The sequence below is a fragment of the Pseudomonas sp. P8_241 genome (assembly GCF_034008315.1).
Lineage (GTDB): Bacteria > Pseudomonadota > Gammaproteobacteria > Pseudomonadales > Pseudomonadaceae > Aquipseudomonas.
In genome coordinates this window covers 2,776,887-2,800,831 of record NZ_CP125377.1, presented here as the reverse complement: position 1 = coordinate 2,800,831, position 23,945 = coordinate 2,776,887, and the positions used below count along the sequence as shown (strand labels likewise).

Sequence of the window (23,945 nt, the reverse complement as noted above, 5' to 3'; positions counted from 1 at the left end):
TAAATGAACCCTGCGAGTGAGCATCCACCTAACTGAAGGACTATCAGGAGGTGGCGAATGCAAAACGTATCAATCTGGATCGTACTGGCGGCAGTGCTGCTGCTCATCGAATTGTGGGCAATCAATCGGGTGCGCAAAAGCCAAGGCAAAGCGAGTACCAAAGGGGTGTGGATGGTGGTGATCGTGTTTGTGCCGTTGGTTGGTTTGATTTTGTGGGCATTGGCGGGACCCAGGCATATCGCTCACAACCCACGGTCGGCACAGGCCCGGCAGTAAGCGCAATACACACTTTACCTGTAGCGATACTCAACCTGTGGCGAGGAAACTTGCTCCCTCGCCACAGGTTTTCGATCGTCTCAACATTTTTACCCGCCAGCACTGCCACCCGCGCCGCCGCCCGATCCACCGCTGCTGCTACCGGTCTGACCGGCCCCCGCAGGCTTGGACCCCGCAGGGATTGGACCGTTGTCAGTCGTCCCGCCGTCCGCCCCTTTAGGCAGCGCCGCCGCATCCGGATCGGCGTTGGTGGGTTTGGGAGCCGGTTCACGCGTCTGGCTTTTGCCATCGGTGGACGTCATGTCCCCAGAGCTCGTTTCAGCAGCCACCGCATACAGCGACCCGCTGGATAAAAACGCCGCAAGCGCGAGCGCGACCACCTTGTGAGTCATCATGTCGATTCTTCCTGCGTAGTGTAGGTAAAACATTGGAAGAAACGGTCACGAGAAGGTGCGGGGCAGCGGACGAACGGTCGACTAAAGTCCCGTCATTGACTCAGACCGAGTGAAGGCAAGCGCGAGATAACTTCAGCGTTGATAGGATTGGTCATCGCAATGCCGACCAGTTTTTCCTCAGTCAATGCCATTTTTCACTCTTGAAAAATCGATTGAACAGACAACGAGCAATGCTGCCCACAAAGGGCTGCTGTCGGAATCAGAAGTTTGCCGGCGTATTCGCGCTGATGATCTCCGCCTCATCCTGGCCGATGTTGCGGAAGCGATGCGGCAAGGTCGTGGGGAAGTAATAGCCGTCCCCGGCGTTGAGCACGCTGATCTGGCCATCGACGGTCAATTCCACGGTGCCACGCGTGACGAGTCCGCACTCCTCGCCCTCGGAATGCACGATCGGCTCTTCTCCGGAGCTTGCACCTGGCGCGTATTGTTCGCGCAGCAGACGCATTTGGCGGCTCGGTACGGAGGCGCCGATCAGCAGCAGGCGCAGGCCGTGGCGGCCGAGGTCTGGTTGCTCGCTGCTGCGGAAGACGTATTGATGTTCGCGGGGCGGCTGGTCGAACGTGAAGAAGTCGGCCAGAGACATGGGGATGCCCTCCAGCAGTTTCTTCAGAGAGCTGACGGAAGGACTGACCCGATTCTGTTCGATCAGGGAGATGGTGGCATTGGTGACGCCGCTACGCCGCGCCAGCTCGCGCTGGGACAGTTTGTAGCTTTCGCGTACTAATTTGAGTCGTGAGCCCGTATCCATGACAGCCTTATGCGCCAACCTGAAGGAGGGGTGGAGAGCAGGCGCGGTTTACGCCGTTTTCCGGTCCCGGAAACGTGAAAGGCGGCTATTAAATCACGTTTGTTGGTAATGCTCAGCAGGTTCGATAAATGGCCGAAAAAATAGCCATTTGCCATGAAGTCGCACAACCTGTGGGAGCCAGCCTGCTGGCGAAAGCGGTGTGTCAGGCGACATCTATTTTGGCAGATATGGCCTCATCGCCAGCAGGCTGGCTCCCACAGGAAAAGCATAAAAAACCAGCGGCGCCTGTTACACAGAAGCCGCCGGCGAGGTAACGCTTAGATACCGAAACGGTCGCGCAGCGAGTAGTACACGGCGCCCAGAGCGGTCAACGGTGCCGAGAAGGTGCGCCCGCCGATCATCGGCATGTGCGGCAGCGAGGCAAACGCGTCGAAGCGCTCAGCGTCGCCACGAATCATTTCCGAGATCAGTTTGCCGGCCAGGTGCGAACAGGTGACGCCGTGACCGCTGTAGCCTTGCATGTAGTAGGCGTTTTTCTCGATACGGCCGAATTGCGGCATGCGTGACATGGTCAACAGGAAGTTGCCGGTCCAGCGGTAGTCGATCTTCACGTCCTTCAATTGCGGGAAGGTCTTGAGGATTTTCGGGCGGATCAGTTGCTCGATGTCGTCCGGTTCACGGGCGCCGTAGACCACGCCACCGCCGTACAGCAGACGGTTGTCCGCTGTCAGGCGGTAGTAATCGAGCAGGTAGTTGCAGTCTTCGACGCAGTAGTTGTTCTTGATCAGGCTACGCGCTTGCTGCTCCGACAACGGCTCGGTGACGACGATCTGCGAGCCGCACGGCATGCTTTTGCTGGTCACGCGGTTGTCCAGGCCCTGCGGCAGGTACGCGTTACCGGCGATCAGCAGGTACTTGGCCTTTACCACACCTTTTGCGGTGCGTACGGTGATCGGCTCACCGTAGGTGATGTCCACCGCCGCCGATTGTTCGTAGATCTTGCCGCCAAGGCCGATGATCGCCGAAGCCTCGCCGAGGGCCAGGTTCAGCGGGTGAATGTGGCCGCCCTGCATGTCCAGCAGGCCGCCGACGTAGGCTTGGGAACCGACTTCGCGCTTGATATCAGCCGCGTCGAGCATTTTCAGGCTCTTGTTGCCGTAGCGCTCCCAGCTCTTCTTCTGCTCGGCCAGGCCGTTGAGTTGTTTCTTGTTCATCGCCGCGAAGATGCCGCCGGGACGGTAATCGCACTGGATGTCGTAGTGCTGTATGCGCTGACGGATGATGTCGGCGCCTTCGAAAATCATGCTGCCGAGGATTTCGGCAGTTTTGTCGCCGTAGCGCTCTTCGATGACATCGACGTCGCGGCTGTAGGAGTTGACCAGTTGACCGCCATTGCGGCCGCTGGCGCCGAAACCGACCTTGGCCGCTTCGAGTACGGTCACGCTGTAGCCCGCTTCGGCTAAGAACAGGGCCGAGGACAGGCCGGTGTAGCCGGCGCCGATCACGCAGACATCACAATCCACCGCACCTTCCAGCACAGGGAAATCACCGGTGAAGTTGCGGGTGGCGGCGTAGTAGCTGTTTACATGCGTTTGTTTCATACATTTCTCCGAGGGCCACCGACAGCTGTCGGCGACCGTCGCCTTATTGTTATCAGAGCTTGATCCAGGTCGCTTTGAGTTCGGTGTACTTGTCGAACGCGTGCAGCGATTTGTCCCGACCGTTACCCGACTGCTTGAACCCGCCGAACGGCGCGGTCATGTCGCCGCCGTCGTACTGGTTGACCCAGACACTCCCGGCACGCAGGCCACGGGCGAAGGTGTGGGCCTTGCTCAGATTGCTGGTCCAAACACCGGCGGCCAGGCCGAAGATGCTGTCGTTGGCAATCGCCAGGGCTTCTTCCGCCGTGTCGAAGGTGATCACCGACAAAACCGGGCCGAAGATTTCTTCCTGGGCGATGGTCATGGCGTTGGTCACGCCGTCGAAAATCGTCGGTTCCACGTACTGGCCACCGGTGTCTTCGAGGGTGCGGTTGCCACCCGCGATCAGTTCGGCGCCTTGCGCTTTGCCGATGCCGATGTAGCGCAGCACGTTGTCCAGTTGACGCTGGTCGACGACCGCGCCGACGGTGGTTGCAGGATCGAGCGCGTGCCCCGGTTTCCACGCTTGCAGCGCTTCGACCAACAACGGAATGAACTGCTCGCGGATCGAACGCTCAATCAGCAGACGTGAACCGGCGGTGCAGACTTCGCCCTGGTTGAAGGCGATGCCGCTGGCCGCTGCCTGCGCGGCTGCACGCAGATCCGGTGCGTCGGCGAACACTACGTTCGGGCTCTTGCCCCCCGCTTCCGCCCAGACGCGTTTCATGTTGCTCTGGCCGGCATAGATCATCAGTTGTTTAGCAATCGCCGTGGAGCCGGTGAAGGCCAGCACGTCGACGTCCATGTGCAACGCCAGCGCCTTGCCGACGGTGTGACCGTAGCCCGGCAGTACGTTGAACACGCCTTTCGGAATGCCGGCATCCAGCGCCAATTGCGCGATGCGGATCGCGGTCAGCGGCGACTTTTCCGAAGGTTTGAGGATGAACGAGTTGCCCATCGCCAGGGCCGGGGCGAACTTCCAGCTGGCCATGATCAACGGGAAGTTCCACGGCACGATGGCCGCGACCACGCCGACCGCTTCGCGGGTCACCAGGCCCAATTGGTCCTGAGGTGTCGCGGCGACTTCGTCGTAGATCTTGTCGATGGCTTCGGCGGTCCAGCGGATCGCGTTGGCGGTCGCCGGAATGTCGATGCTCATGGAGTCGCTGATCGGCTTGCCCATGTCGAGGGTTTCGAGCAGGGCCAGTTCTTCCCGGTTCGCCAGGATCAGGTCGGCGAAACGGATCAGGATGCGTTTGCGCTCGGCCGGGGCCAGGTTGGACCAGACGCCGGACTCGAAGGTGCGGCGCGCGACAGTGACTGCCGCATTGGCGTCGGCTTCGTCGGTACTGGCGACGTTCGCCAGGAAGCGACCGTCCACCGGGCTGATGCATTCAAACGTAGCGCCATCGGCGGCGGTGCAATATTGGCCGTCGATGAAGGCGCGACCTTCAATAGAGAGGGACTGGAAGCGTTGCTCCCAATCGCTGCGAGTGTTTGTCATGGTTGTGACTCGACGCAGGGGAATAGGTGATCGTCGGGCTGAATGCCCACCCAATCAAAAAATGAAATGCGATCCCTGTAGGAGCTGGCTTGCCAGCGATTGCGGTGGATCAGACGTCATCAATGTTGACTGTGACGACGCCATCGCTGGCAAGCCAGCTCCTACAGGGTTGGCGGCGCACACGAGATTTGTGTACACCGCCAACGCCGTCAGACGGTGTGCAAGTACCAGTTGTACTCAAGGTCCGAGATGGAATTCTCGAACTCGGCCAACTCGCTTTCCTTGCACGCCACGAACACGTCGATGTACATCGGGTCGATGTATTTGGCCATGACGTCGCTGTCGTCCAGCTCGCGCAGTGCATCGCGCAGGTTGTTCGGCAGGCTCTGTTCATTCTGCTCGTAGCTGTTGCCTTCAACCGGAGCGCCCGGCTCGATTTTGTTGGTCAGGCCGTGGTGCACGCCCGCCAACACAGAAGCCATCAACAGGTACGGGTTGGCATCGGCGCCGGCCACGCGGTGTTCGATGCGTACGGCGTCCGGCGAACCGGTCGGTACACGCACGGCCACGGTGCGGTTGTCGATGCCCCAGCTCGGCGAGTTCGGCACGTAGAACTGTGCACCGAAACGACGGTACGAGTTGACGTTCGGGCAGAGGAACGCCATCTGCGCCGGCAGGGTCTCGAGCACACCGCCGATCGCGTGTCGCAGCGCGGCGTTCTGCTCGGGATCCTCGCTGGCAAAGATGTTGTTGCCTTCTTTGTCGAGAATCGAAATGTGCACGTGCAGACCGTTACCCGCCTGGCCCGGATACGGCTTGGCCATGAAGGTGGTGTCCATTTCGTGGTCGTAGGCGATGTTCTTCACCAGACGCTTGAGCAGGACGGCGTAGTCGCACGCCTTTATAGGATCGGCCACGTGGTGCAGGTTGACTTCGAATTGTGCCGGGGCGCTTTCCTTGACGATGGCGTCAGCAGGAATGCCCTGCTCTTTCGCGCCTTCGAGGATGTCTTGCAGGCAGTCGACGTATTCGTCGAGGTCGTCGATCAGGTACACCTGGGTCGACATCGGACGCTTGCCGGACACCGGCGAACGCGGCGATTGCGGGCGACCGTTCACGTTGTCCTGGTCGATCAGGTAGAACTCCAGCTCGAACGCGGCGCAGATGGTCAGGCCAAGGTCGTCGAACTTGCGCACGATATTGGCCAGTACTTCACGCGGGTCGGCGAAGAATGGCTGACCTTCGATTTCATGCATGGTCATCAGCAGTTGCGCGGTTGGGCGCTTTTGCCATGGCTCGATGCTCAAGGTGCCGGGGATCGGGTAGCAGATCCGGTCGGCATCGCCGATGTCCAGACCCAGGCCGGTGCTTTCCACCGTGGAACCATTGATGTCCAGAGCAAACAGAGACGCCGGCAGGTTGATGCCTTTCTCGTAAACCTTATGAAGACTGGTGCGTTCGATGCGCTTACCGCGCACCACACCGTTCATATCCGCAATCAGAAGGTCGACGTACAAAACCTCAGGATATTTCTTAAGGAATGCGTTTGCTTCGTTGAGTTGAACGGTACGCAGAGGGACCGACATGATGCACCTATTTTTTACTGTTAATTATTATGTTCACCGCCCTTTCACGAGCCCAGTCAATCCGAAAGGCAAAGTGAAGTCAATAGCGAACACTTGGCCTTTCGACGTTTATTTTAGGGGCTCTCAGGGGGACGAGAGTGCCAGATAGACCCTCAAACACGCGTAGATCCTGAAGATCGGACGTGTGGCGTTTAGAATTTTTTACATGAGAGTTGTTAATTAAAATCAACAAGGCTAAGCTCCGGAAAAGCTCGTTCAAGTGTGAAACTTCGAGGTGATAAAAATGGCATTCAAGCCATTGATCGGCGTTACAGCCTGCGTCAAACAGATTGGCCTGCACCCCTACCACATCAGCGGCGACAAGTACGTTCGCGCTGTCAGCGTTGCGGCGCTGGGGCTGCCTGTCGTTATTCCTTCCCTGGGCGACCTGATCGAAATCGAGGACCTGCTGCCGCAGCTCGACGGTCTGTTGCTGACCGGCTCGCCGTCGAACGTGGAACCTTTCCACTATCAAGGCCCGGCCAGCGCCCCCGGCACGGAACATGATCCGCAACGGGACCGCACCACCCTGCCCCTGATCCGCGCAGCCATCGCTGCCGGCGTTCCGGTCCTCGGCATCTGCCGTGGTTTCCAGGAAATGAACGTGGCGTTTGGTGGCAGCCTGCATCAGAAGGTCCATGAGCTTCCTGGCATGCTCGATCATCGCGAAGCCAACCATCCGGACCTGGCCGTGCAATACGCTCCCGCCCATGCGGTGGACGTGCAGCCCGGCGGTGTGTTCGAAGCGCTGGATCTGCCGACGGTGTTCCAGGTCAATTCGATTCACAGTCAGGGCATCGACCGCCTCGCTTCCGGCCTGCGCGCCGAAGCCGTCGCCCCCGATGGCTTGATCGAGGCGATCTCCGTCGAACACAGCAAAGCGTTTGCCCTCGGCGTGCAATGGCACCCGGAATGGCAGGTGCTGGACAACCCTCCTTATTTAAGGATTTTCCAGGCGTTCGGCGATGCGTGTCGGCAACGGGCGGCACTGCGCCACTCGAGCTGACGGCCTCAAACCACGTTCAACGATTAACTGCCCTGTGCGAGCGGGCAGGCGCTTTTGCGTGCCTCGCTCGCGCAAGCAACACACTGCGATAACAACAAGTACGACCAGGCAGCCAGGATGGCGGCGCCGAATTAACCCGAGGTGGGACACGCAATTCCCTGTAGGAGCGAGCCTGCTCGCGATGGATGTCCGGACACCGCGGGCATTCAGACTGCCAGCGTCATCGTTGGCGACCATCGCGAGCAGGCTCGCTCCTACAGAGGAATGCGCGGACCTGCCCCGGGTTTGCAATCCACTATTAAGCAGGGCCGCGTTGGCCCGGCGACTGAAACCTGTTGGGAGTTTCACATGGCAAACGCCTCCAGCATCTACAGGAAGGCTCTTGAGGGTCACCAGGCACCGAAAAAGGTGTTGGTGAAAGTCGATCGCGTCACCAAGAAATTCGACGAGACCACGGCGGTGGACGATGTGTCCCTGGAGATCCATCAGGGCGAAATCTTTGCCCTGCTCGGCGGCTCCGGTTCGGGCAAATCGACCCTGCTGCGCATGCTCGCCGGTTTCGAGCGCCCGACCGAAGGCCGGATTCTGCTCGACGGTGTCGACATCACAGACATGCCGCCGTACGAGCGTCCGATCAACATGATGTTCCAGTCCTACGCCCTGTTCCCGCACATGACCGTGGCACAGAACATCGCCTTCGGCCTCAAGCAGGACCGTTTGCCCGCCAGTGAAATCGACGCCCGCGTTGAAGAGATGCTGCGCCTGGTGCACATGACCCAATACGCCAAACGCAAACCCCATCAACTGTCTGGCGGTCAGCGTCAGCGCGTGGCTCTGGCCCGTTCCCTGGCCAAGCGTCCAAAGCTGCTGTTGCTCGACGAACCGATGGGTGCACTGGATAAAAAACTGCGTTCGCAAATGCAGCTGGAACTGGTGGAAATCATCGAGCGCGTCGGCGTGACCTGCGTGATGGTGACCCACGACCAGGAAGAGGCCATGACCATGGCCCAGCGCATTGCAATCATGCACCTGGGCTGGATCGCACAGATCGGCAGTCCGGTGGACATTTACGAGGCGCCGGTCAGCCGCATGGTCTGCGAGTTCATCGGCAACGTGAACGCCTTCGACGGCACCGTGATCGAAGACCTGGAAGGTCACGCGATCATCCACAGCCCGGACCTGGAGCAGAAGATCTACGTGGGTCATGGCGTCAGCACATCGGTGCAGGACAAGTCGATCACCTACGCGATCCGCCCGGAAAAACTGTTGGTCAGCACCACCAAGCCTGATACCCGTTACAACTGGTCCAGCGGCAAAGTGCATGACATTGCCTACCTCGGCGGTCACTCGGTGTTCTACGTCGAGCTGCCGGGCGGCAAAGTCGTGCAGTCGTTCATGGCCAACGCCGAACGCCGTGGCGCCCGTCCGACCTGGGACGATCAGGTCTACGTATGGTGGGAAGACGACAGCGGCGTGGTACTGCGCGCATGAGAACCTTCAATCAGCAATTGCTGCGCCTGGTGCCCAGTGGGCGAAAACTGGTCATCGGCATTCCGTTCGTATGGCTGTGCCTGTTCTTCATGTTGCCGTTCTTCCTGGTGATGAAAATCAGCTTCTCGGAAGCCGCACTGGCCATTCCGCCCTACTCGGAGATCTACACCTTCGCCGAGCAGAAATTCAATCTGCTGCTCAACATCGGCAACTACACCTTGCTGGGCGAAGATGAGCTGTATCTCTCGGCTTATCTCGGTTCGTTGAAGGTCGCGCTGTACAGCACGCTGATGTGCCTGGTGATCGGCTTCCCGATGGCCTACGCCATTACCAAGGCGAGCAAGGAAGCGCAAAACGTCTTGATGCTGCTGATCATGATGCCGACCTGGACCGCGATCCTGATCCGCGTTTACGCGTGGATGGGCATCCTCAGCAACAACGGTTTGCTCAACGGTTTCCTGATGTGGACCGGGCTGACCTCCCACCCGATCGAGATCCTCAACACCAATACCGCCGTGTATATCGGCGTGGTGTATGCGTATCTGCCGTTCATGATCCTGCCGCTCTACGCCAACCTGGTCAAACACGACCAGAGCCTGCTGGAAGCAGCGTCGGACCTGGGCTCGAGCACTTTTAACAGTTTCTGGAAAATCACCGTGCCGCTGGCCAAGAACGGCATCATCGCCGGTTGCATGCTGGTGTTCATTCCGGTGGTCGGCGAGTTCGTGATTCCGGAACTGCTGGGTGGCCCGGAAACCCTGATGATCGGCCGAGTGCTGTGGCAAGAGTTCTTCAATAACCGCGACTGGCCGGTGGCGTCTGCCCTGGCGGTGGTGATGCTGTTGATCCTGATTGTGCCGATTCTGCTGTTCAACCGCAGCCAGGCCAAAGAGATGGAGGCACGGGGATGAAACGCTTCGAATTTTCAAAGTTCATGCTGATTTTCGGCCTGTCGTTTATCTACCTGCCGATGCTGATTCTGGTGATCTACTCGTTCAACGCCTCCAAGCTGGTGACGGTGTGGGGCGGCTGGTCGTTCAAGTGGTACGCCGGTTTGCTCGACAACTCACAGCTGATGGGTTCGGTGGTGCGCTCGCTGGAAATCGCCTGCTACACAGCGATTGCAGCCGTCGCGCTGGGTACTTTGGCAGCGTTCGTGCTGACCCGCGTAACGCGCTTCAAGGGTCGCACACTGTTCGGTGGTCTGGTCACCGCGCCGCTGGTGATGCCTGAAGTGATCACCGGTCTGTCGCTGTTGCTGCTGTTCGTGGCGATGGCGCAACTGATCGGCTGGCCGATGGAGCGTGGCATCGTCACGATCTGGATCGCCCACACCACGTTTTGTGCCGCCTATGTAGCGGTGGTCGTCTCCGCCCGCCTTCGCGAGCTGGACCTGTCCATCGAAGAAGCGGCCATGGACCTCGGTGCCAAGCCGTTCAAGGTGTTTTTCCTGATCACCATTCCGATGATCGCGCCGTCACTGGCGGCCGGCGGCATGATGTCGTTCGCCCTGTCGCTGGATGACCTGGTGCTGGCGAGCTTCGTCTCGGGTCCGGGTTCCACGACCTTGCCGATGGAAGTGTTCTCGGCGGTGCGACTGGGTGTTAAACCCGAGATCAACGCCGTGGCCAGCCTGATCCTGTTGGCCGTGTCGATCGTGACCTTCATGGTCTGGTACTTCAGCCGCCGTGCCGAAGCCAGCCGTAAACGGGCGATCCAGGAAGCGATGGACCAGACCGCCAGCGAATCCTGGCAACAACCGCAAAAGCAAATGGCAGGGGCCACCGCGTAGGAGCTGCCGCAGGCTGCGATTTTTTGATCTTTCCTTTAAAAGATCGCAGCCTCGTTGCACTCGACAGCTCCTACAGGATGATGGGCACCCTCCCTCGCCACAGGTTTTGTGATTTATATAAAAAGAAATGGAGTTGTACCGATGAAAATGTTTGGCAGGACTCTGCTGACACTGTCCTTATTGGGCGTGATTGCCTCCGGCGCCCAGGCCAATGACAAGGTTCTGCGCGTCTACAACTGGTCGGATTACATTGCCCCGGACACCGTCAAGAAGTTCGAAGACGAGACCGGCATCCGCGTGACCTACGATGTGTTCGACAGTAACGAAACCCTTGAAGCCCGCCTGCTGGCAGGCAAATCCGGCTATGACATCGTCGTGCCGTCCAACAGTTTCCTGGCCAAGCAGGTCAAGGCCGGCGTCTATCAGGAACTGGACAAGTCAAAGCTGCCGAACTGGAAAAACCTCAATCCGGTCCTGCTGAAAAACGCGTCCGCCAGCGACCCGGACAACGCCCATGCGTTCCCGTACATGTGGGGCTCGATCGGCATCGGATTCAACCCGCAAAAGGTCAAGGAAGTGCTCGGCGCCAACGCACCGACCAACTCCTGGGACTTGCTGTTCAAACCACAAAACGCTGAAAAGCTCAAAGCCTGCGGCATCAGTTTCCTCGATTCGCCCACCGAAATGATCCCGGCCGCCCTGCACTACCTGGGCTACCCGGTGAACGATCAGGACAAGGCGCACATCGCCGAAGCCGAAGCGCTGTTCATGAAGATCCGTCCGTCGGTGGCCTACTTCCACTCGTCCAAGTACATCTCCGACCTGGCCAACGGCAATATCTGCGTCGCCGTCGGTTACTCCGGCGATGTGCTGCAAGCCAAGGCCCGCGCCGAGGAAGCCGGCGACAAAGTGAAGATCGACTACAGCATTCCGAAGGAAGGCGCCGGCAGCTTCTACGACATGGTCGCCATCCCGCGTGACGCGGCGAACGTCGAGGAAGCGTACCTGTTCATGAACTTCCTGATGCGCCCGGACATCATCGCCGAGATCACCAACAACATCGGCTACAGCAACGCCAACCTGGCGGCCACGCCGCTGGTGGATGAAGCGATCCGCAACGACCCCGGTTCGTACCCGTCCCAGGACGTGATGGCGACGCTGTATGCAATTCCGGACATGCCGATTGGCGTGCAGCGGGTCATGACCCGCGGTTGGACCAAGGTAAAGTTGGGTAAATAACCACCGTTTGCGTAGGAGCTGCCAGAGCACATTCATGCAGCGCCTTACCACCGCTGCATCACTCACCTGGCTCCCTCGGTCAAGGTGAATTTCGGCGCCCTCGGGCGCCTTTTTTTGCTTTGGATCACACCGAACCCAGCGGCCACTCGGCCAGTGCCCGGTAGCGTCCCTTGTGCGATTCGAACAAGGTGAACCGATCGGCACGCAGGAAGAATTCCGGCGCCGAGGTGGACTCGGGAACAGGCGCACGAAAGTCACGGGCCAGCGTCAGATGCGGACGGTATTCCCGTGGCGCATCCTCCAGGGCAAACGGCAACAACGCCTGCTCAAGGTCATACACCAGACGCAACAAACCCGGTGGGGTCTGTTCCGGCACCATTACCAGCGCCCCTGCCCTGCGCCAGACATCCAGTCGATCAAGCGTCACGGTCAAGCGACCGGTCGAGGTGCGTACCGCCGCCGCAGCCTCGCAGATATCCGCGATCTGCGCGGTGGCGATCGAACCGAGAAACTTCAATGTCAGGTGAAAATTGTCCGCAGGCACCGGTCTTCCGCTGCGCAGTTGCAGGGCGCTGCGCCATTGGGCGATTGCCTTGCGCTGCGCCGGCGGGCAATCGAGGGCAAAGAACAGCCGCTTGAACGGTTCGCGCGATTCGTCATTCATGCCGGGCTTCTCTTGCGGGAATCTTTGGAGTCTACATCCGGCCAGCGGGTTTCTGGCACCTTGCGGCATGCACGTTATAGTTCAAGCAGGCGAATCACGCGGAGGGGGCCATGCGACAGATCATCAGCAAAGAGCCATGGTGGGCCATGCCACCCACGCCCGGACAGGACGAGCTCACGCTGGAATGGGGCTGGCTGGTGCATTACAGCGAAGGTGAGCCACGTTTCGAATTCATTCGCGAGCGTCCGACGGACGAAGAAATCCGCCAGCGTAAAAGTTGCAGGATCACCCCGACAGCGGAGTGACCCTGTGGCTGGCGTCAGGCCTTGAGGAGTATTTCAAACCCGCCGAACACCATGCGCTGACCGTCAAACGGCATGGGATTGACGTCCGGCTGCATGCGCGGGTCCTGCATCATCTTGTCCATTGCGGCGTTACGGGTCTCCTTGTCCGGCCAGATGATCCAGCCCATCGCCACGGTTTCGTCTTCCTTGAGTTTGACCGCCAGCGGGAACGAGGTGACCTTGCCTTGCGGCACATCATCGCCCCAGCACTCGACCACTTCCAGTGCACCGTTTTCCTTGAAGATCTGCGCGGCGATTTCGGCGTGCTTCAGGTATTGCGCGCGATTGGCGGTGGGTACCGCCGCGATGAATCCATCAACGTAAGACATGAGTGTTCTCCTTCGGTCATGGGGTGTTCTGTTGGGTAGTCGATGGCACCGGACTCCAATCGACAGCGCCGGCACTCAAGCCGACCGGCGGTTGATCAGTGACCGCCAGGTTGCCTTCGATCTGCCCCGCCATATACAACGTGCCGGCCATCACACCGCTGGTCGGGTTCTGCACCAGTTTCGTCCAGGCCTTGTCGAAGGTGTTGCCCAGACTGCTGCGGATCAGCGCCTCGCTGTCGGGTCGGTCGTTGGCTCGAATGATTGCGCGAATGCCCGCCACGCCAACGGTGATCAAGCCACCAGCGAGTTTCCCTGCGGCTGCGGCCACGGCGCTGGCGGCCCCACGCGGGGCCATCTCGGCCTCTATCTGCTGGCTGGCGCGCTTGGCGACCGGAGCCATCGCAGTATCGGTCGAGTCGACGCCCTTGCTCCCCCCGGCCTTATGGATTTTATCGATCAACGCCGCGTACGCCGGCAACGTATTCAATGGCTCGGTGCGCATCACCTGGTACAGCGAGGCATTGCGCGCCGCCGGTGGCCCGAGCGCTATGGCGGGGACTTTCTGGATTCGGCCGTTCAGTTGGGCCATCGGCACGCCGTGGCGCTTGGAAATTTTCTGAAGTTCTTCCTTGAGAATGTCCACATAGAACGCCGAGGCATTGCCCAGGATCGCATCGGGATCAATCTCCAGCGCCACCGGGGCCAGTACCTTTTCCTGATACGCCTCCAGCAGATAGGCCGCCAGCCGTTTGGCGGACGCATCCTGCTCCCCCTCGGAACTGAGGGTGTACCAGCTGACTTTCATCGAGATCCATTCCTGGGTCCAGTAACTGCTGAACCAGGGGATGAAATTCTCTTCGGTCAGTTGATAAACCCGTGTGCGCCAGTAATCCATGGCACCGTGCGCATAGATTTTGGTCTGCTCGGTCGCGGATTTTGACGCATCGACAATTTCTCGATCCACTTGTTGCCAGGTATCGGGGGAAACGAAGACGGGGGCCGCTTGTTGTACAGGGGCGCGCTCAGGCGTGGCGCAACCCGCCAACACCAGTAGCACGACGACGATCAGCGAACGCAGGTCCAAGATCGCGATTCTCTAAAGTCTGCGCCGAACGATATGCTCGACGCGCAAAAAGGCCCTGATCTGAGTATAGGTGGCAGCGTTTGCCCACTCCTCGGCAAACTGGTTGCCTTTGCGGGCAAGTCCGGCTCTTACAAGGTATCGGGCTGATTCAATAGGTGTGACCACTGCGCGAGCCTATTCTCTCGCCCGTACGTCGGTGGCGGGTCGATCAGTCGCCTGACTCATCAAAGAGCTCGCGGTCGTTAGTGAGTTTTTTGCCAGTCGGTGGGAAACCGCACATTCGGCAATGGTGTCGGACCCGGTTAAAAACCTGCCCCGCATGTCACAGCGTTCGCTGGCTGTTGCCGATGCCCTTGGCGATGTCGATGCCCCAATCCATCGCAGCTTCCATGTCCAGCATGTGGGGTCTCGGATCGTGGTTCTCATCGATGACCGTGCCGTCCGGCCGGTAAACACCGATGAACATTCCCAGCGAGCCGTCCTTCAGGATCTCGGCTTTGACTTTGATACTGCATCCGTTCGACAGCGTTTCCTTGTGTTCCACATGGCGCTCGGTCATGGCTGCGTTCCTCCCCAGGCTGGTTTCAAAACCCTACTGGCCATGCTAGTTCAGCCTGTCGAAAAGCGCTGTTTGTCGAGACCAGAGGCCTTACCTGACAGCGGCGTAATGCCACCTATACTACAAGCCACCGCCCCCCCGGGGTCTGCACGTCCAACAATAAAAAGCAGAGGTGGAACATGGTTTGGCAGCAAATCTACGATCCGTTCAATAGCCCGGTCCTTTCAACCCTCATGGCCGCCGTGCCGGTGGTGGTGATGCTGGCGTCGTTGGCGTTCTTCCATGTCAAGGCACACCTGGCGGCGTTGCTCGCACTGGGCTCGGCATTGATCATCGCGATCTTTGCGTTCGGCATGCCGGCGAGCATGGCGGGCTCGGCGGCGCTGTACGGCGCTGCCAACGGTTTGCTGCCGATTGGCTGGATTGTGTTGAACATCATCTTCCTGCACCGGCTGACCACCGAGAACGGCTCGTTCAAAGTGCTGCAGGATTCCCTGGCGCGCATCACCGACGATCGGCGCCTGCAATTGCTGCTGATCGCCTTCTGCTTCGGTGCCTTTTTCGAAGGCGCGGCGGGCTTCGGTACGCCCGTGGCGGTGACAGGGGCAATTCTGATCGGCCTGGGTTTCTCGCCGTTGGCCGCCTCGGGCCTGGCGTTGATCGCCAACACTGCGCCAGTGGCGTTCGGCGCCCTGGGTACACCGATCATTACGTTGGCCAAGGTCACTGGGCTGGATGAGATGGAATTGTCGATGATGGTCGGTCGGCAACTGCCATTTTTCTCGGTGATCGTACCGTTCTGGTTGATCTGGGCCTTCGCTGGCTGGCGCAAGATGCTGGAAATCTGGCCGGCGATCCTGGTGGCGGGCGTCAGCTTTGCCATTCCGCAGTTCCTCGTGTCCAACTATCACGGGCCGATGCTGGTGGACGTGATTGCCGCGCTGATTTCCATGGCCTGCCTGACCGGTTTCCTGAAAGTCTGGAAACCGGCCACCGTACACACCTCCGCCGCCCTGACCGGGCGGGTCGACGACTCGAAAATCGATGCCGAATATGAAAACACATCCGAGCCGACCGCCGCGTTTTCCAGCGACTCGAAAAAAGCCGTCAGACGTGCATGGTTGCCGTGGATCATCCTCACGGTGTTCGTCTTCGCCTGGGGCACCCAAAGCTTCAAGAATCTGTTCGACACCCGCCCGGCGATTGATCCGGCCACGAGCGCAGCCAGGCTCGACCCTCAGGGCAAACCGCTGCGCGAAGCCAACCCTGTGTTCGCTCCGGTCCTGACGTTCACCACCATCCACCAGCAGATCGAGAAAGTACCGCCGGTGGTGCCTGCGCCGAAAGTCGAAGAAGCGGTGTACAAGTTCACCTGGTTCACCGCGACCGGCAGCGGCATCCTGCTGGCCGCGATCGTCGGTGGCCTGTTGATGGGTTACTCCATCCCACAACTGATCCACCAATACCTGCGAACCCTGTGGGTGGTGCGCTACTCATTGATCACCATCACCGCGATGCTCGCCCTCGGCTTCCTCACGCGTTACTCCGGGCTGGACGCCACGATGGGCCTGGCCTTCGCCGCGACGGGGATTTTCTACCCCATGTTCGGGACGTTACTGGGCTGGCTTGGCGTGGCGCTGACGGGCTCGGACACCGCCTCCAACGTGTTGTTTGGCGGTTTGCAGCGGGTCACCGCCGAGCAGTTGGGCCTCAGTCCGGTATTGATGGCCGCAGCCAACAGTTCCGGCGGGGTCATGGGCAAGATGGTCGACGCCCAGTCGATCGTGGTTGCCTCCACCGCCACCCGCTGGTACGGGCATGAAGGGGAAATCCTGCGTTATGTGTTCTTCCACTCCATCGTGCTGGCGATCCTGGTCGGCGGGTTGGTGACATTGCAGGCCTACGTCGCGCCGTTCAGCAATATGGTGGTGGGCGGGCATTGAGTCGCTCTTTGTGTACACCCTTTTCCACGCCCGGGCTCACTGCCCGGGCGTCGGTGCTTTTTGCACAGAGTTAATTAGCGATCAGACGTATCCAACGATCAAACGAGCCATGGACAGCGGACCGTTCCGGGCCAATCATTAACGTCAGTGGCATCTGCGAGTGTCGTGAAGCGATGAACATTCTCTACGATGAACGGGTTGACGGCGCCTTGCCGGACGTCGACAAAACCACGCTGCTGCTGGCCTTGCACACGCAGTGGCCGGAACTGGAAGTCCTGCACCAGAAGGAAGAGCTCAAGCCGTACGAATGCGACGGTCTGTCCGCTTACCGCACCACGCCGATGCTGGTGGTGCTGCCACGGGACATTGCCCAGGTGCAGGGCGTGCTGCGTATCTGTCACGAAATGCGCGTGCCGGTGGTCGCCCGGGGTGCCGGCACCGGCTTGTCCGGCGGTGCATTGCCGCTGGAAAAAGGCGTGTTGCTGGTGATGGCGCGCTTCAACAACATCCTTCACATCGATCCCGCGGCCCGCACCGCGCGAGTCCAGCCGGGCGTGCGTAACCTGGCGATTTCCCAGGCCGCCGCGCCGTTCGGCCTGTATTACGCGCCGGACCCTTCATCGCAGATCGCCTGTTCCATCGGCGGCAACGTCGCGGAAAACGCCGGTGGCGTGCATTGCCTGAAGTACGGCCTGACCGTGCACAACGTATTGAAGGTCGACATTCTCACCGTGGAGGGCGAGCACTTGAGCCTGGGCTCCAATGCCCTGGACTCACCTGGGTTCGACCTGCTCGCGTTGTTCACCGGTTCCGAAGGCATGCTCGGGGTGATCACCGAAGTCACGGTCAAGCTCTTGCCCAAACCGCAGACCGCCAAAGTGCTGCTGGCGGCATTCGACTCCGTGGAAAAGGCCGGACGCGCCGTCGGCGACATCATTGCCGCCGGAATCATCCCCGGAGGCCTTGAAATGATGGACAACCTGGCCATCCGCGCCGCCGAAGATTTCATCCATGCCGGTTATCCGGTCGACGCCGAAGCCATTCTGCTCTGCGAACTTGACGGCGTTGAAGCCGATGTCGCGGATGACTGCGACCGGGTGCGCGAGGTGCTGCTACGGGCGGGCGCGACCGAGTTGCGCCAGGCCAGGGATGAAGCCGAGCGCGTGCGGTTCTGGGCCGGACGCAAAAATGCCTTCCCGGCCGTTGGCCGCCTCTCGCCGGACTATTACTGCATGGACGGCACCATCCCCCGCCGCGAGCTGCCCGGCGTGCTGCACGCCATCGCCGAACTGTCGAACGAGTACGGCCTGCGTGTGGCCAACGTGTTCCATGCCGGCGACGGCAACATGCACCCCTTGATTCTGTTCGATGCCAATCAACCGGGCGAACTGGAACGCGCCGAAAACCTGGGCGGCAAGATTCTGGAGTTGTGCGTAAAGGTCGGTGGCAGCATCACCGGTGAGCACGGCGTGGGACGCGAGAAAATCAATCAAATGTGCGCGCAGTTCAACAGCGACGAGCTGACGGTGTTCCATGCGGTCAAAGCCGCCTTCGATCCGGGCGGTTTGCTCAACCCCGGCAAGAACATCCCGACCCTGCACCGCTGCGCCGAGTTTGGCGCATTGCACGTGCACGGCGGTCAGTTGCCCTTCCCTGAGCTGGAGCGTTTCTGATGCGCAGCACTGAGGATTTCGATGACAGCGCCCTGCTGCTGGAACAGGTCAATCTGGCCCTGGAAAACGCCACGCCCCTGCGCATCCAGGGCTCCAACAGCAAGGGCTTTCTCGGGCGCACCACGGCCGGCGAGATCCTCGATACCCGTTCGCACCGGGGCATCGTCAGCTACGACCCGACCGAACTGGTGATCACCGCCCGCTGCGGCACGCTGTTGTCGGAACTGGCTGAGGTGCTGGACGCCGCGCAACAGATGCTGCCCTGTGAACCGCCGTCCTTCGGCGAGAGCGCCACCCTCGGCGGCATGATCGCCTGCGGACTGTCGGGGCCTCGGCGGCCGTGGTCAGGTTCGGTACGCGACTTCGTCCTTGGCACCCGGGTCATCACCGGTCAGGGCAAGTTGTTACGATTCGGCGGCGAAGTCATGAAAAACGTCGCCGGCTACGACCTGTCACGCTTGATGGCCGGCAGTTTCGGCTGCCTCGGAGTGATCACCGAGGTCTCTTTGAAGGTACTGCCCAAACCTCGGCAGACCTTGAGCATCAGCCTCGACATGGACAGCGAACTCGCGCTGCGCCGTTTGGCGCAATGGGGTCAGCAACCGTTGCCGATCAGCGCGGCGTGCCATGATGGCAAACGCTTGCACCTGCGCTTTGAAGGCGGCGAAGGTTCGGTGGCGGCGGCCCATGACCGCCTGGGCGGTGAGCGTCTGGACGGCATGTTTTGGGACGATCTCAACGAACATCGCTTGAGCTTCTTCGATGAGGACCAGCCGCTTTGGCGTTTGTCCGTGCCGCACAACTCACCGCGCCTGTCGCTGCCCGGTCGCCAGTTGATCGACTGGGGCGGCGCGCAGCGCTGGTTGAAATCCGACGCCGAAGTGACGTTCATTCGCAAGGTCGTCGAAGAGGTTGGCGGCCATGTCACCGGCTTCAGCCATGGTCTGACCGATTCTCCCTTCCAGCCGTTGCCCGCGGCACTGATGCGCTACCACCGCAGCCTGAAACAACAACTCGACCCCCAGGGCATTTTCAATCCCGGACGCTTGTACGCGGAGCTTTGAACCATGCAGACGACATTGAGCGAACGCGCCCGCCACCTGCCCCGTGCCGCAGAAGCCGAAAGCATCCTGCGCACCTGCGTGCACTGCGGGTTCTGCAATGCCACGTGCCCGACCTATCAGTTGCTCGGCGATGAACTGGACGGGCCGCGTGGGCGGATCTACCTGATCAAGCAGGTGCTGGAAGGCAACGAAGTTACGCAAAAGACTCAACTACACCTTGATCGCTGCCTATCGTGCCGCAACTGCGAAACCACCTGCCCGTCGGGCGTGGATTACCACAACCTGCTGGATATCGGCCGGGCCGTGGTCGATGCGGCGGTGCCGCGACCGCTCGGGCAGCGCCTGTTGCGCGAGGGCTTGCGCCAGACCGTTCCTCATCCGGAGTTGTTCAAGGGGCTGGTCAACAGCGGGCAGGTATTCCGGGCGCTGCTTCCCGATGCCCTGCAAAGCAAATTGCCGCGTCATGCGACGCCCGCCAAGCCGCGCCCGCAGACCCATCGCGACCGCCAGGTGTTGATGCTCGAAGGTTGCGTGCAGCCCAGCCTGTCGCCCAACACCAACGCCGCAGCGGCGCGTGTCCTGGATCGATTGGGGATCAGCGTCATCGGTAGCCGCGAGGCCGGATGCTGCGGCGCCGTGGACTATCACCTCGATGCGCAGGCCTCAGGCCTGGACCGTGCCCGGCGCAACATCGACGCCTGGTGGCCGGGCATTGAAAACGGCGCCGAGGCGATTGTGCAAACTGCCAGCGGTTGCGGCGCCTTTATCAAGGATTACGGACATCTGCTCGCCAGCGATCCGATCTATGCGGACAAGGCCAGAAAGGTCAGCGCGCTGGCCCGGGACCTGGTGGAAGTGCTGCGTGATGAACCACTGGAAAACCTCGGCATCCACGCGTCTCAACGCCTGGCGTTCCACTGCCCTTGCACCTTGCAACACGCGCAGAAACTCGGTGGTGCCGTGGAGGCGTTGTTGATCCGGTTGGGCTTCAACCTGACCAGCGTTCCCGACGGCCACCTCTGCTGCGGTTCGGCGGGCACCTATTCGCTGACCCAGCCGGCGTTGTCCCGGCAACTGCGCGACAACAAGCTCAATGCGCTGGAAAGTGGCTACCCCGAGGTCATTGCCACGGCCAATATCGGCTGTCAGTCACACTTGGACGGCGCTGGCCGAACCCCGGTTCGGCATTGGATCGAACTGGTCGAAGCCGCCTTGCCCTAACCGAATCCTGGAGATATCCATGAACCGTAAAGCCGTCCTCAGCCAGACCGAAGTCAGCCAGATCCTCGCTGCCGCCCGGACACAAGCGCAAAACAATCAATGGGCGGTGACCATCGTGGTGGTCGATGACGGCGGACACCCGCTCGCCCTCGAACGCCTCGACGGCTGCGCGCCCGGCAGCGCCTACATCGCCACCGAAAAGGCCCGCACGGCGGCCTTGGGACGACGCGAATCCAAAAGCTACGAGGACATGGTCAACGGTGGGCGCTACGCGTTCCTGTCAGCGCCGCTGCTGACTTCGCTGGAGGGCGGCGTGCCGATTGTTTTCGAAGGCCAGGTGATTGGCGCGGTCGGCGTGTCCGGCGTCAAGGCCGAGCAGGATGCGCAGGTGGCGAAGGCCGGTGCGCAGTGCGTGAAATAATGGATTCGCAACCGACCCTGTAGGAGCGAGCTTGCTCGCGATAGCGGTGTGTCAGACACATGAATATTGAATGTGACACCGTCATCGCGCGCAAGCTCGCTCCTACAGGGATTGTGCTCAACCCGCCCGAAAGGTACGCCAAACATGACCCGTCTCACCGCCAAAGACTTCGCCCCCGAATTGCTGGAGCTGTACGACTACTACGCCCATGGCAAGATCAATCGCCGGGAGTTTCTTGATCGTGCGGCACTGTTCACCCTCGGTGGATTGACCGCCAGTGCCCTGCTGGCGTCGTTGAGCCCCAACTACGCACTGGCCGAGCAAGTCGAGTTCACCGACCCGGACATCATTGCCGAGTACGTCACCTACCCTTCGCCCAAGGGCCATGGCGAGGTTCGGGCTTATCTGGTACGCCCGGCCAAGGCCCCCGGCAAAGTGCCGGCGGTGGTGGTGGTGCATGAAAACCGCGGGCTCAACCCGTACATCGAAGACGTCGCCAGGCGCGTGGCCAAGGCAGGCTTCATCGCCCTCGCCCCGGACGGCCTGAGTTCCGTCGGCGGCTATCCTGGCAACGATGACAAGGGTCGTGAGCTTCAGGCGACGGTCGACCCGGAAAAACTCATGAACGACTTCTTCGCCGCCGTCGAGTGGATGATGAAACACCCGGCCGCCACCGGAAAAGTCGGCATCACGGGATTCTGCTACGGCGGAGGTGTGACCAACGCAGCCGCGGTTGCCTACCCGGAACTGGGTGCCGCCGTTTCGTTCTATGGCCGCCAGCCGACGGCCGAAGAGGTGCCGCGGATCAAGGCACCGGTGATGCTGCATTACGGCGAACTGGACACGCGCATCAACGAAGGCTGGCCGGCCTATGAGAAGGCGTTGAAGGCCGGGGGCAAGACGTATGAAGCGTTTATTTACCCTGGCTGCAATCATGGCTTCCACAACGATTCCACGCCGCGTTATGACGAGGCGGCGGCGAAACTGGCGTGGGAGCGCACGCTGGGGTGGTTTAAAAAGTACCTGGTTTGAATCGAAGTTCGAGGCCGGCAGGACCGGCCGGCCTCATCGCCAGCAAGCCGGCTCCTACAGTGGATTTGTGGCGTTCACAAAACCTGTAGGAGCCGGCTCGCTGGCGATGGCGGTTACATTGCCGAAAACTATTTTGGCTGAGGTACAGTCCGCAAATAGGGCTTCAGGGTCTTGAACCCGTCCGGGTACTTCTTCTTCGCATCCTCGTCAGACACCGAAGTCGGAATGATCACATCCTCACCTGGACGCCAGTTCACCGGCGTCGCCACGGTATGTTTGGCATTCAGTTGCAGGGAGTCGAGCAACCGCAGCACCTCATCGAAATTGCGCCCGGCACTCATGGGGTAGATCAGCATCGCCTTGACCTTCTTGTCCGGACCGACAATGAACACCGAGCGCACCGTGGCGTTGTCCACCGCCGTGCGCGAACCGCCGCTGGCGTTGGGGTGGATCATGTCGTAGAGCTTGGCGACCACCAGGTTTTCGTCGCCGATCAACGGATAGTTGACTGCCGTACCCTGGGTCTCGGCGATATCACCTACCCAGCGGTTATGGTCGCTGACCGGGTCGATGCTCAGCCCGATAACCTTGGTGTTGCGCTTGTCGAACTCCGGTTTGAGCTTGGCCAGGTATCCCAGCTCAGTCGTACAAACCGGGGTGAAATCCTTGGGATGGGAAAACAGAATCGCCCAGCCGTCGCCGATCCATTGGTGGAAGTTGATGCTGCCTTCGGTGGTGTCGGCGGTGAAGTCCGGGGCTTCGTCGCCAATACGAATTGCCATGTTCGATCTCCGTGCAGTGATGGACAGGGACGCCACCGACAGCGCATTTGCGGTGCCGCGACGTGGACGCGAAACAGTATAGGAGAGCTTTCGCGGCCTGTTGCCGACTAGCTCACCAACGCAATCAGCTGCTGGCGCTGGGCATCGGTGAGCATCGGGCCGAAACCGGCACCGGCGTTTTCCGCCATGTAGCGTGGGTTACCGGTACCGGGAATGACACAGGTCACCGCCGAATGGGACAGCAGGAATTTGAGCGCCAGTTGCGGCCAGCTCTTGACCCCGACTTGTGCGGCCCAGCCGGGCAGCGGTTTACCCTGGAGCCGGCCAATCAAGCCACCGCCACCGAACGGTCGGTTGCAGATCACCGCCACGCCCCGGTCACGGCACAGCGGCAGGATGCGTTTTTCAACGCCGCGGTCGTCCAGCGCATAGTTGATCTGCAAGAAGTCCAGCGGCTCGGCCTTGAGCACCGCTTCCACTTCTTCATAGGCCGACGCGGTGTAATGGGTGATGCCGATATAACGGATGCGCCCCTGCTCCTTCCAGTGACGCAAGATCGGCAAATGGGTTTGCCAGTCCAGCAGGTTATGGATCTGCATCAGGTCGATGCGGTCGGTCTGCAACAGGCTGAAGGATTGCTCCATCTGCGCGATGCCTTCCTCGCGGCCACGGGTCCACACCTTGGTCGCCAAAAAAGCCGGCGAGCGTGGCTCATGGATCGACAGCAGCTCACCGGTGGTCTGTTCGGCGCGGCCGTACATGGGCGAGCTGTCGATCACCTTGCCGCCCTTCTCGAACAACGCATCAAGCACCGCGGGCAGGTTTTTGTAGGCGGGATCCGACGGGGCCACATCAAAGCCGCGATAGGTGCCCAGCCCGACGATCGGCAATGACTCGTTACTGGAAGGAATGACGCGGGTCTGCATGGTCTTGCCTCCTGTTCCCGTCGGCGGCGCCGATTGTGCGCCGACCGGACCGAACGTGAAGACCGCCGAAGCGCCGGCAGCCAGCGTAAGAAATTTTCTACGGGTGTAACCCTCAGAATGGCTCATA

At 60.5% G+C, this 23,945-nt stretch carries 24 protein-coding genes; 13 read left to right on the top strand and 11 right to left on the bottom strand.

Translation table 11 applies throughout. From position 1 onward, the window contains the following. Positions 1-57: 57 nt before the first annotated feature. Positions 58-276: a PLD nuclease N-terminal domain-containing protein gene (locus QMK58_RS12850; RefSeq protein ID WP_053161039.1), complete on the top strand. Its 219-nt coding sequence runs from the start codon at positions 58-60 to the stop codon at positions 274-276. 89 nt (positions 277-365) lie between these two features. Here the strand turns inward: QMK58_RS12850 and QMK58_RS12845 are convergent, their stop codons facing one another. The 5 genes from QMK58_RS12845 to QMK58_RS12825 form a co-directional block, all read right to left on the bottom strand. Beyond that, the gene (locus tag QMK58_RS12845; RefSeq protein ID WP_320396397.1) at positions 366-578 is read right to left on the bottom strand and encodes a hypothetical protein; all 213 of its coding nucleotides are present in this window, start codon (positions 576-578) and stop codon (positions 366-368) included. Positions 579-930: 352 nt separating this feature from the next. Beyond that, a complete protein-coding gene (locus QMK58_RS12840; protein WP_053161042.1) occupies positions 931-1,479 on the bottom strand; it encodes a cupin domain-containing protein in 549 nt (182 codons plus the stop codon). Between the two features lie 317 nt (positions 1,480-1,796). Continuing rightward, the gene (locus QMK58_RS12835) at positions 1,797-3,080 is read right to left on the bottom strand and encodes an NAD(P)/FAD-dependent oxidoreductase (protein ID WP_053161045.1); all 1,284 of its coding nucleotides are present in this window, start codon (positions 3,078-3,080) and stop codon (positions 1,797-1,799) included. A gap of 52 nt (positions 3,081-3,132) precedes the next feature. After that, the gene (locus QMK58_RS12830) at positions 3,133-4,623 is read right to left on the bottom strand and encodes an aldehyde dehydrogenase (RefSeq protein ID WP_053161047.1); all 1,491 of its coding nucleotides are present in this window, start codon (positions 4,621-4,623) and stop codon (positions 3,133-3,135) included. Between the two features lie 209 nt (positions 4,624-4,832). Continuing rightward, positions 4,833-6,209: a glutamine synthetase family protein gene (locus tag QMK58_RS12825; protein ID WP_053161048.1), complete on the bottom strand. Its 1,377-nt coding sequence runs from the start codon at positions 6,207-6,209 to the stop codon at positions 4,833-4,835. A gap of 283 nt (positions 6,210-6,492) precedes the next feature. On the opposite strand from QMK58_RS12825, the gene QMK58_RS12820 reads away from it, so the two are divergent. The 5 genes from QMK58_RS12820 to QMK58_RS12800 all read left to right on the top strand — a co-directional run bounded on the left by QMK58_RS12820 (position 6,493) and on the right by QMK58_RS12800 (position 11,776). Beyond that, positions 6,493-7,254, top strand: a complete 762-nt coding sequence (locus tag QMK58_RS12820) for a gamma-glutamyl-gamma-aminobutyrate hydrolase family protein (protein WP_053161050.1) — start codon at positions 6,493-6,495, stop codon at positions 7,252-7,254. Between the two features lie 348 nt (positions 7,255-7,602). Next, the gene (potA, locus tag QMK58_RS12815; RefSeq protein ID WP_053161052.1) at positions 7,603-8,745 is read left to right on the top strand and encodes a polyamine ABC transporter ATP-binding protein; all 1,143 of its coding nucleotides are present in this window, start codon (positions 7,603-7,605) and stop codon (positions 8,743-8,745) included. 29 nt (positions 8,746-8,774) lie between these two features. Beyond that, a complete protein-coding gene (locus QMK58_RS12810) occupies positions 8,775-9,656 on the top strand; it encodes an ABC transporter permease subunit (protein WP_413817426.1) in 882 nt (293 codons plus the stop codon). Then, positions 9,653-10,537, top strand: a complete 885-nt coding sequence (locus QMK58_RS12805; RefSeq protein WP_320396395.1) for an ABC transporter permease subunit — start codon at positions 9,653-9,655, stop codon at positions 10,535-10,537. Before QMK58_RS12810 ends, QMK58_RS12805 begins: the two co-directional genes overlap by 4 nt. A 141-nt stretch (positions 10,538-10,678) precedes the next feature. Continuing rightward, on the top strand, positions 10,679-11,776 hold the full coding sequence (locus tag QMK58_RS12800; protein WP_053161057.1) for a polyamine ABC transporter substrate-binding protein: 1,098 nt from the start codon (positions 10,679-10,681) through the stop codon (positions 11,774-11,776). Positions 11,777-11,900: 124 nt separating this feature from the next. On the opposite strand, the gene thpR is transcribed toward QMK58_RS12800, so the two are convergent. Beyond that, complete coding sequence (thpR, locus tag QMK58_RS12795; protein WP_320396394.1) at positions 11,901-12,440, bottom strand: RNA 2',3'-cyclic phosphodiesterase; 540 nt, start codon at positions 12,438-12,440, stop codon at positions 11,901-11,903. A gap of 110 nt (positions 12,441-12,550) precedes the next feature. Between thpR and QMK58_RS12790 the strand changes: the two genes are divergently transcribed. Beyond that, positions 12,551-12,745 carry a hypothetical protein gene (locus QMK58_RS12790; protein ID WP_053161061.1) on the top strand — a complete coding sequence of 65 codons (195 nt, stop codon included), beginning with the start codon at positions 12,551-12,553 and terminating at the stop codon, positions 12,743-12,745. Between the two features lie 14 nt (positions 12,746-12,759). On the opposite strand, the gene QMK58_RS12785 is transcribed toward QMK58_RS12790, so the two are convergent. From QMK58_RS12785 to QMK58_RS12775, 3 genes are all read right to left on the bottom strand, one after another. Beyond that, on the bottom strand, positions 12,760-13,113 hold the full coding sequence (locus QMK58_RS12785; protein ID WP_320396393.1) for a DUF1428 domain-containing protein: 354 nt from the start codon (positions 13,111-13,113) through the stop codon (positions 12,760-12,762). Between the two features lie 16 nt (positions 13,114-13,129). Beyond that, a complete protein-coding gene (locus tag QMK58_RS12780; protein WP_320396392.1) occupies positions 13,130-14,197 on the bottom strand; it encodes a hypothetical protein in 1,068 nt (355 codons plus the stop codon). Between the two features lie 322 nt (positions 14,198-14,519). Next, positions 14,520-14,756, bottom strand: a complete 237-nt coding sequence (locus QMK58_RS12775) for a hypothetical protein (RefSeq protein WP_053161068.1) — start codon at positions 14,754-14,756, stop codon at positions 14,520-14,522. A gap of 179 nt (positions 14,757-14,935) precedes the next feature. On the opposite strand from QMK58_RS12775, the gene QMK58_RS12770 reads away from it, so the two are divergent. The 6 genes from QMK58_RS12770 (at position 14,936) to yghX (ending at position 22,110) form a co-directional block, all read left to right on the top strand. Further along, positions 14,936-16,699, top strand: a complete 1,764-nt coding sequence (locus tag QMK58_RS12770) for an L-lactate permease (protein ID WP_053161070.1) — start codon at positions 14,936-14,938, stop codon at positions 16,697-16,699. A gap of 173 nt (positions 16,700-16,872) precedes the next feature. Continuing rightward, on the top strand, positions 16,873-18,372 hold the full coding sequence (gene glcD / locus QMK58_RS12765; RefSeq protein ID WP_053161071.1) for a glycolate oxidase subunit GlcD: 1,500 nt from the start codon (positions 16,873-16,875) through the stop codon (positions 18,370-18,372). Beyond that, positions 18,372-19,436 (top strand): glycolate oxidase subunit GlcE, encoded by a 1,065-nt coding sequence (gene glcE / locus QMK58_RS12760; protein ID WP_053161072.1) that lies wholly within the window; start codon positions 18,372-18,374, stop codon positions 19,434-19,436. The genes glcD and glcE overlap by 1 nt, the downstream gene beginning before the upstream one ends. A 3-nt stretch (positions 19,437-19,439) precedes the next feature. Then, positions 19,440-20,657, top strand: coding sequence for a glycolate oxidase subunit GlcF (gene glcF / locus QMK58_RS12755; protein ID WP_053161073.1), 1,218 nt, complete (start codon positions 19,440-19,442; stop codon positions 20,655-20,657). 19 nt (positions 20,658-20,676) lie between these two features. After that, complete coding sequence (locus QMK58_RS12750) at positions 20,677-21,078, top strand: heme-binding protein (protein ID WP_053161074.1); 402 nt, start codon at positions 20,677-20,679, stop codon at positions 21,076-21,078. A 144-nt stretch (positions 21,079-21,222) separates the two neighbouring features. Further along, on the top strand, positions 21,223-22,110 hold the full coding sequence (gene yghX / locus QMK58_RS12745; RefSeq protein ID WP_053161075.1) for a YghX family hydrolase: 888 nt from the start codon (positions 21,223-21,225) through the stop codon (positions 22,108-22,110). A 128-nt stretch (positions 22,111-22,238) separates the two neighbouring features. Here the strand turns inward: yghX and QMK58_RS12740 are convergent, their stop codons facing one another. Together QMK58_RS12740 and QMK58_RS12735 are read right to left on the bottom strand one after the other, a co-directional pair. Next, complete coding sequence (locus QMK58_RS12740) at positions 22,239-22,892, bottom strand: peroxiredoxin (RefSeq protein ID WP_053161076.1); 654 nt, start codon at positions 22,890-22,892, stop codon at positions 22,239-22,241. A gap of 107 nt (positions 22,893-22,999) precedes the next feature. Then, positions 23,000-23,944 carry an aldo/keto reductase gene (locus tag QMK58_RS12735; protein ID WP_172681837.1) on the bottom strand — a complete coding sequence of 315 codons (945 nt, stop codon included), beginning with the start codon at positions 23,942-23,944 and terminating at the stop codon, positions 23,000-23,002. Position 23,945 lies beyond the last annotated feature (1 nt).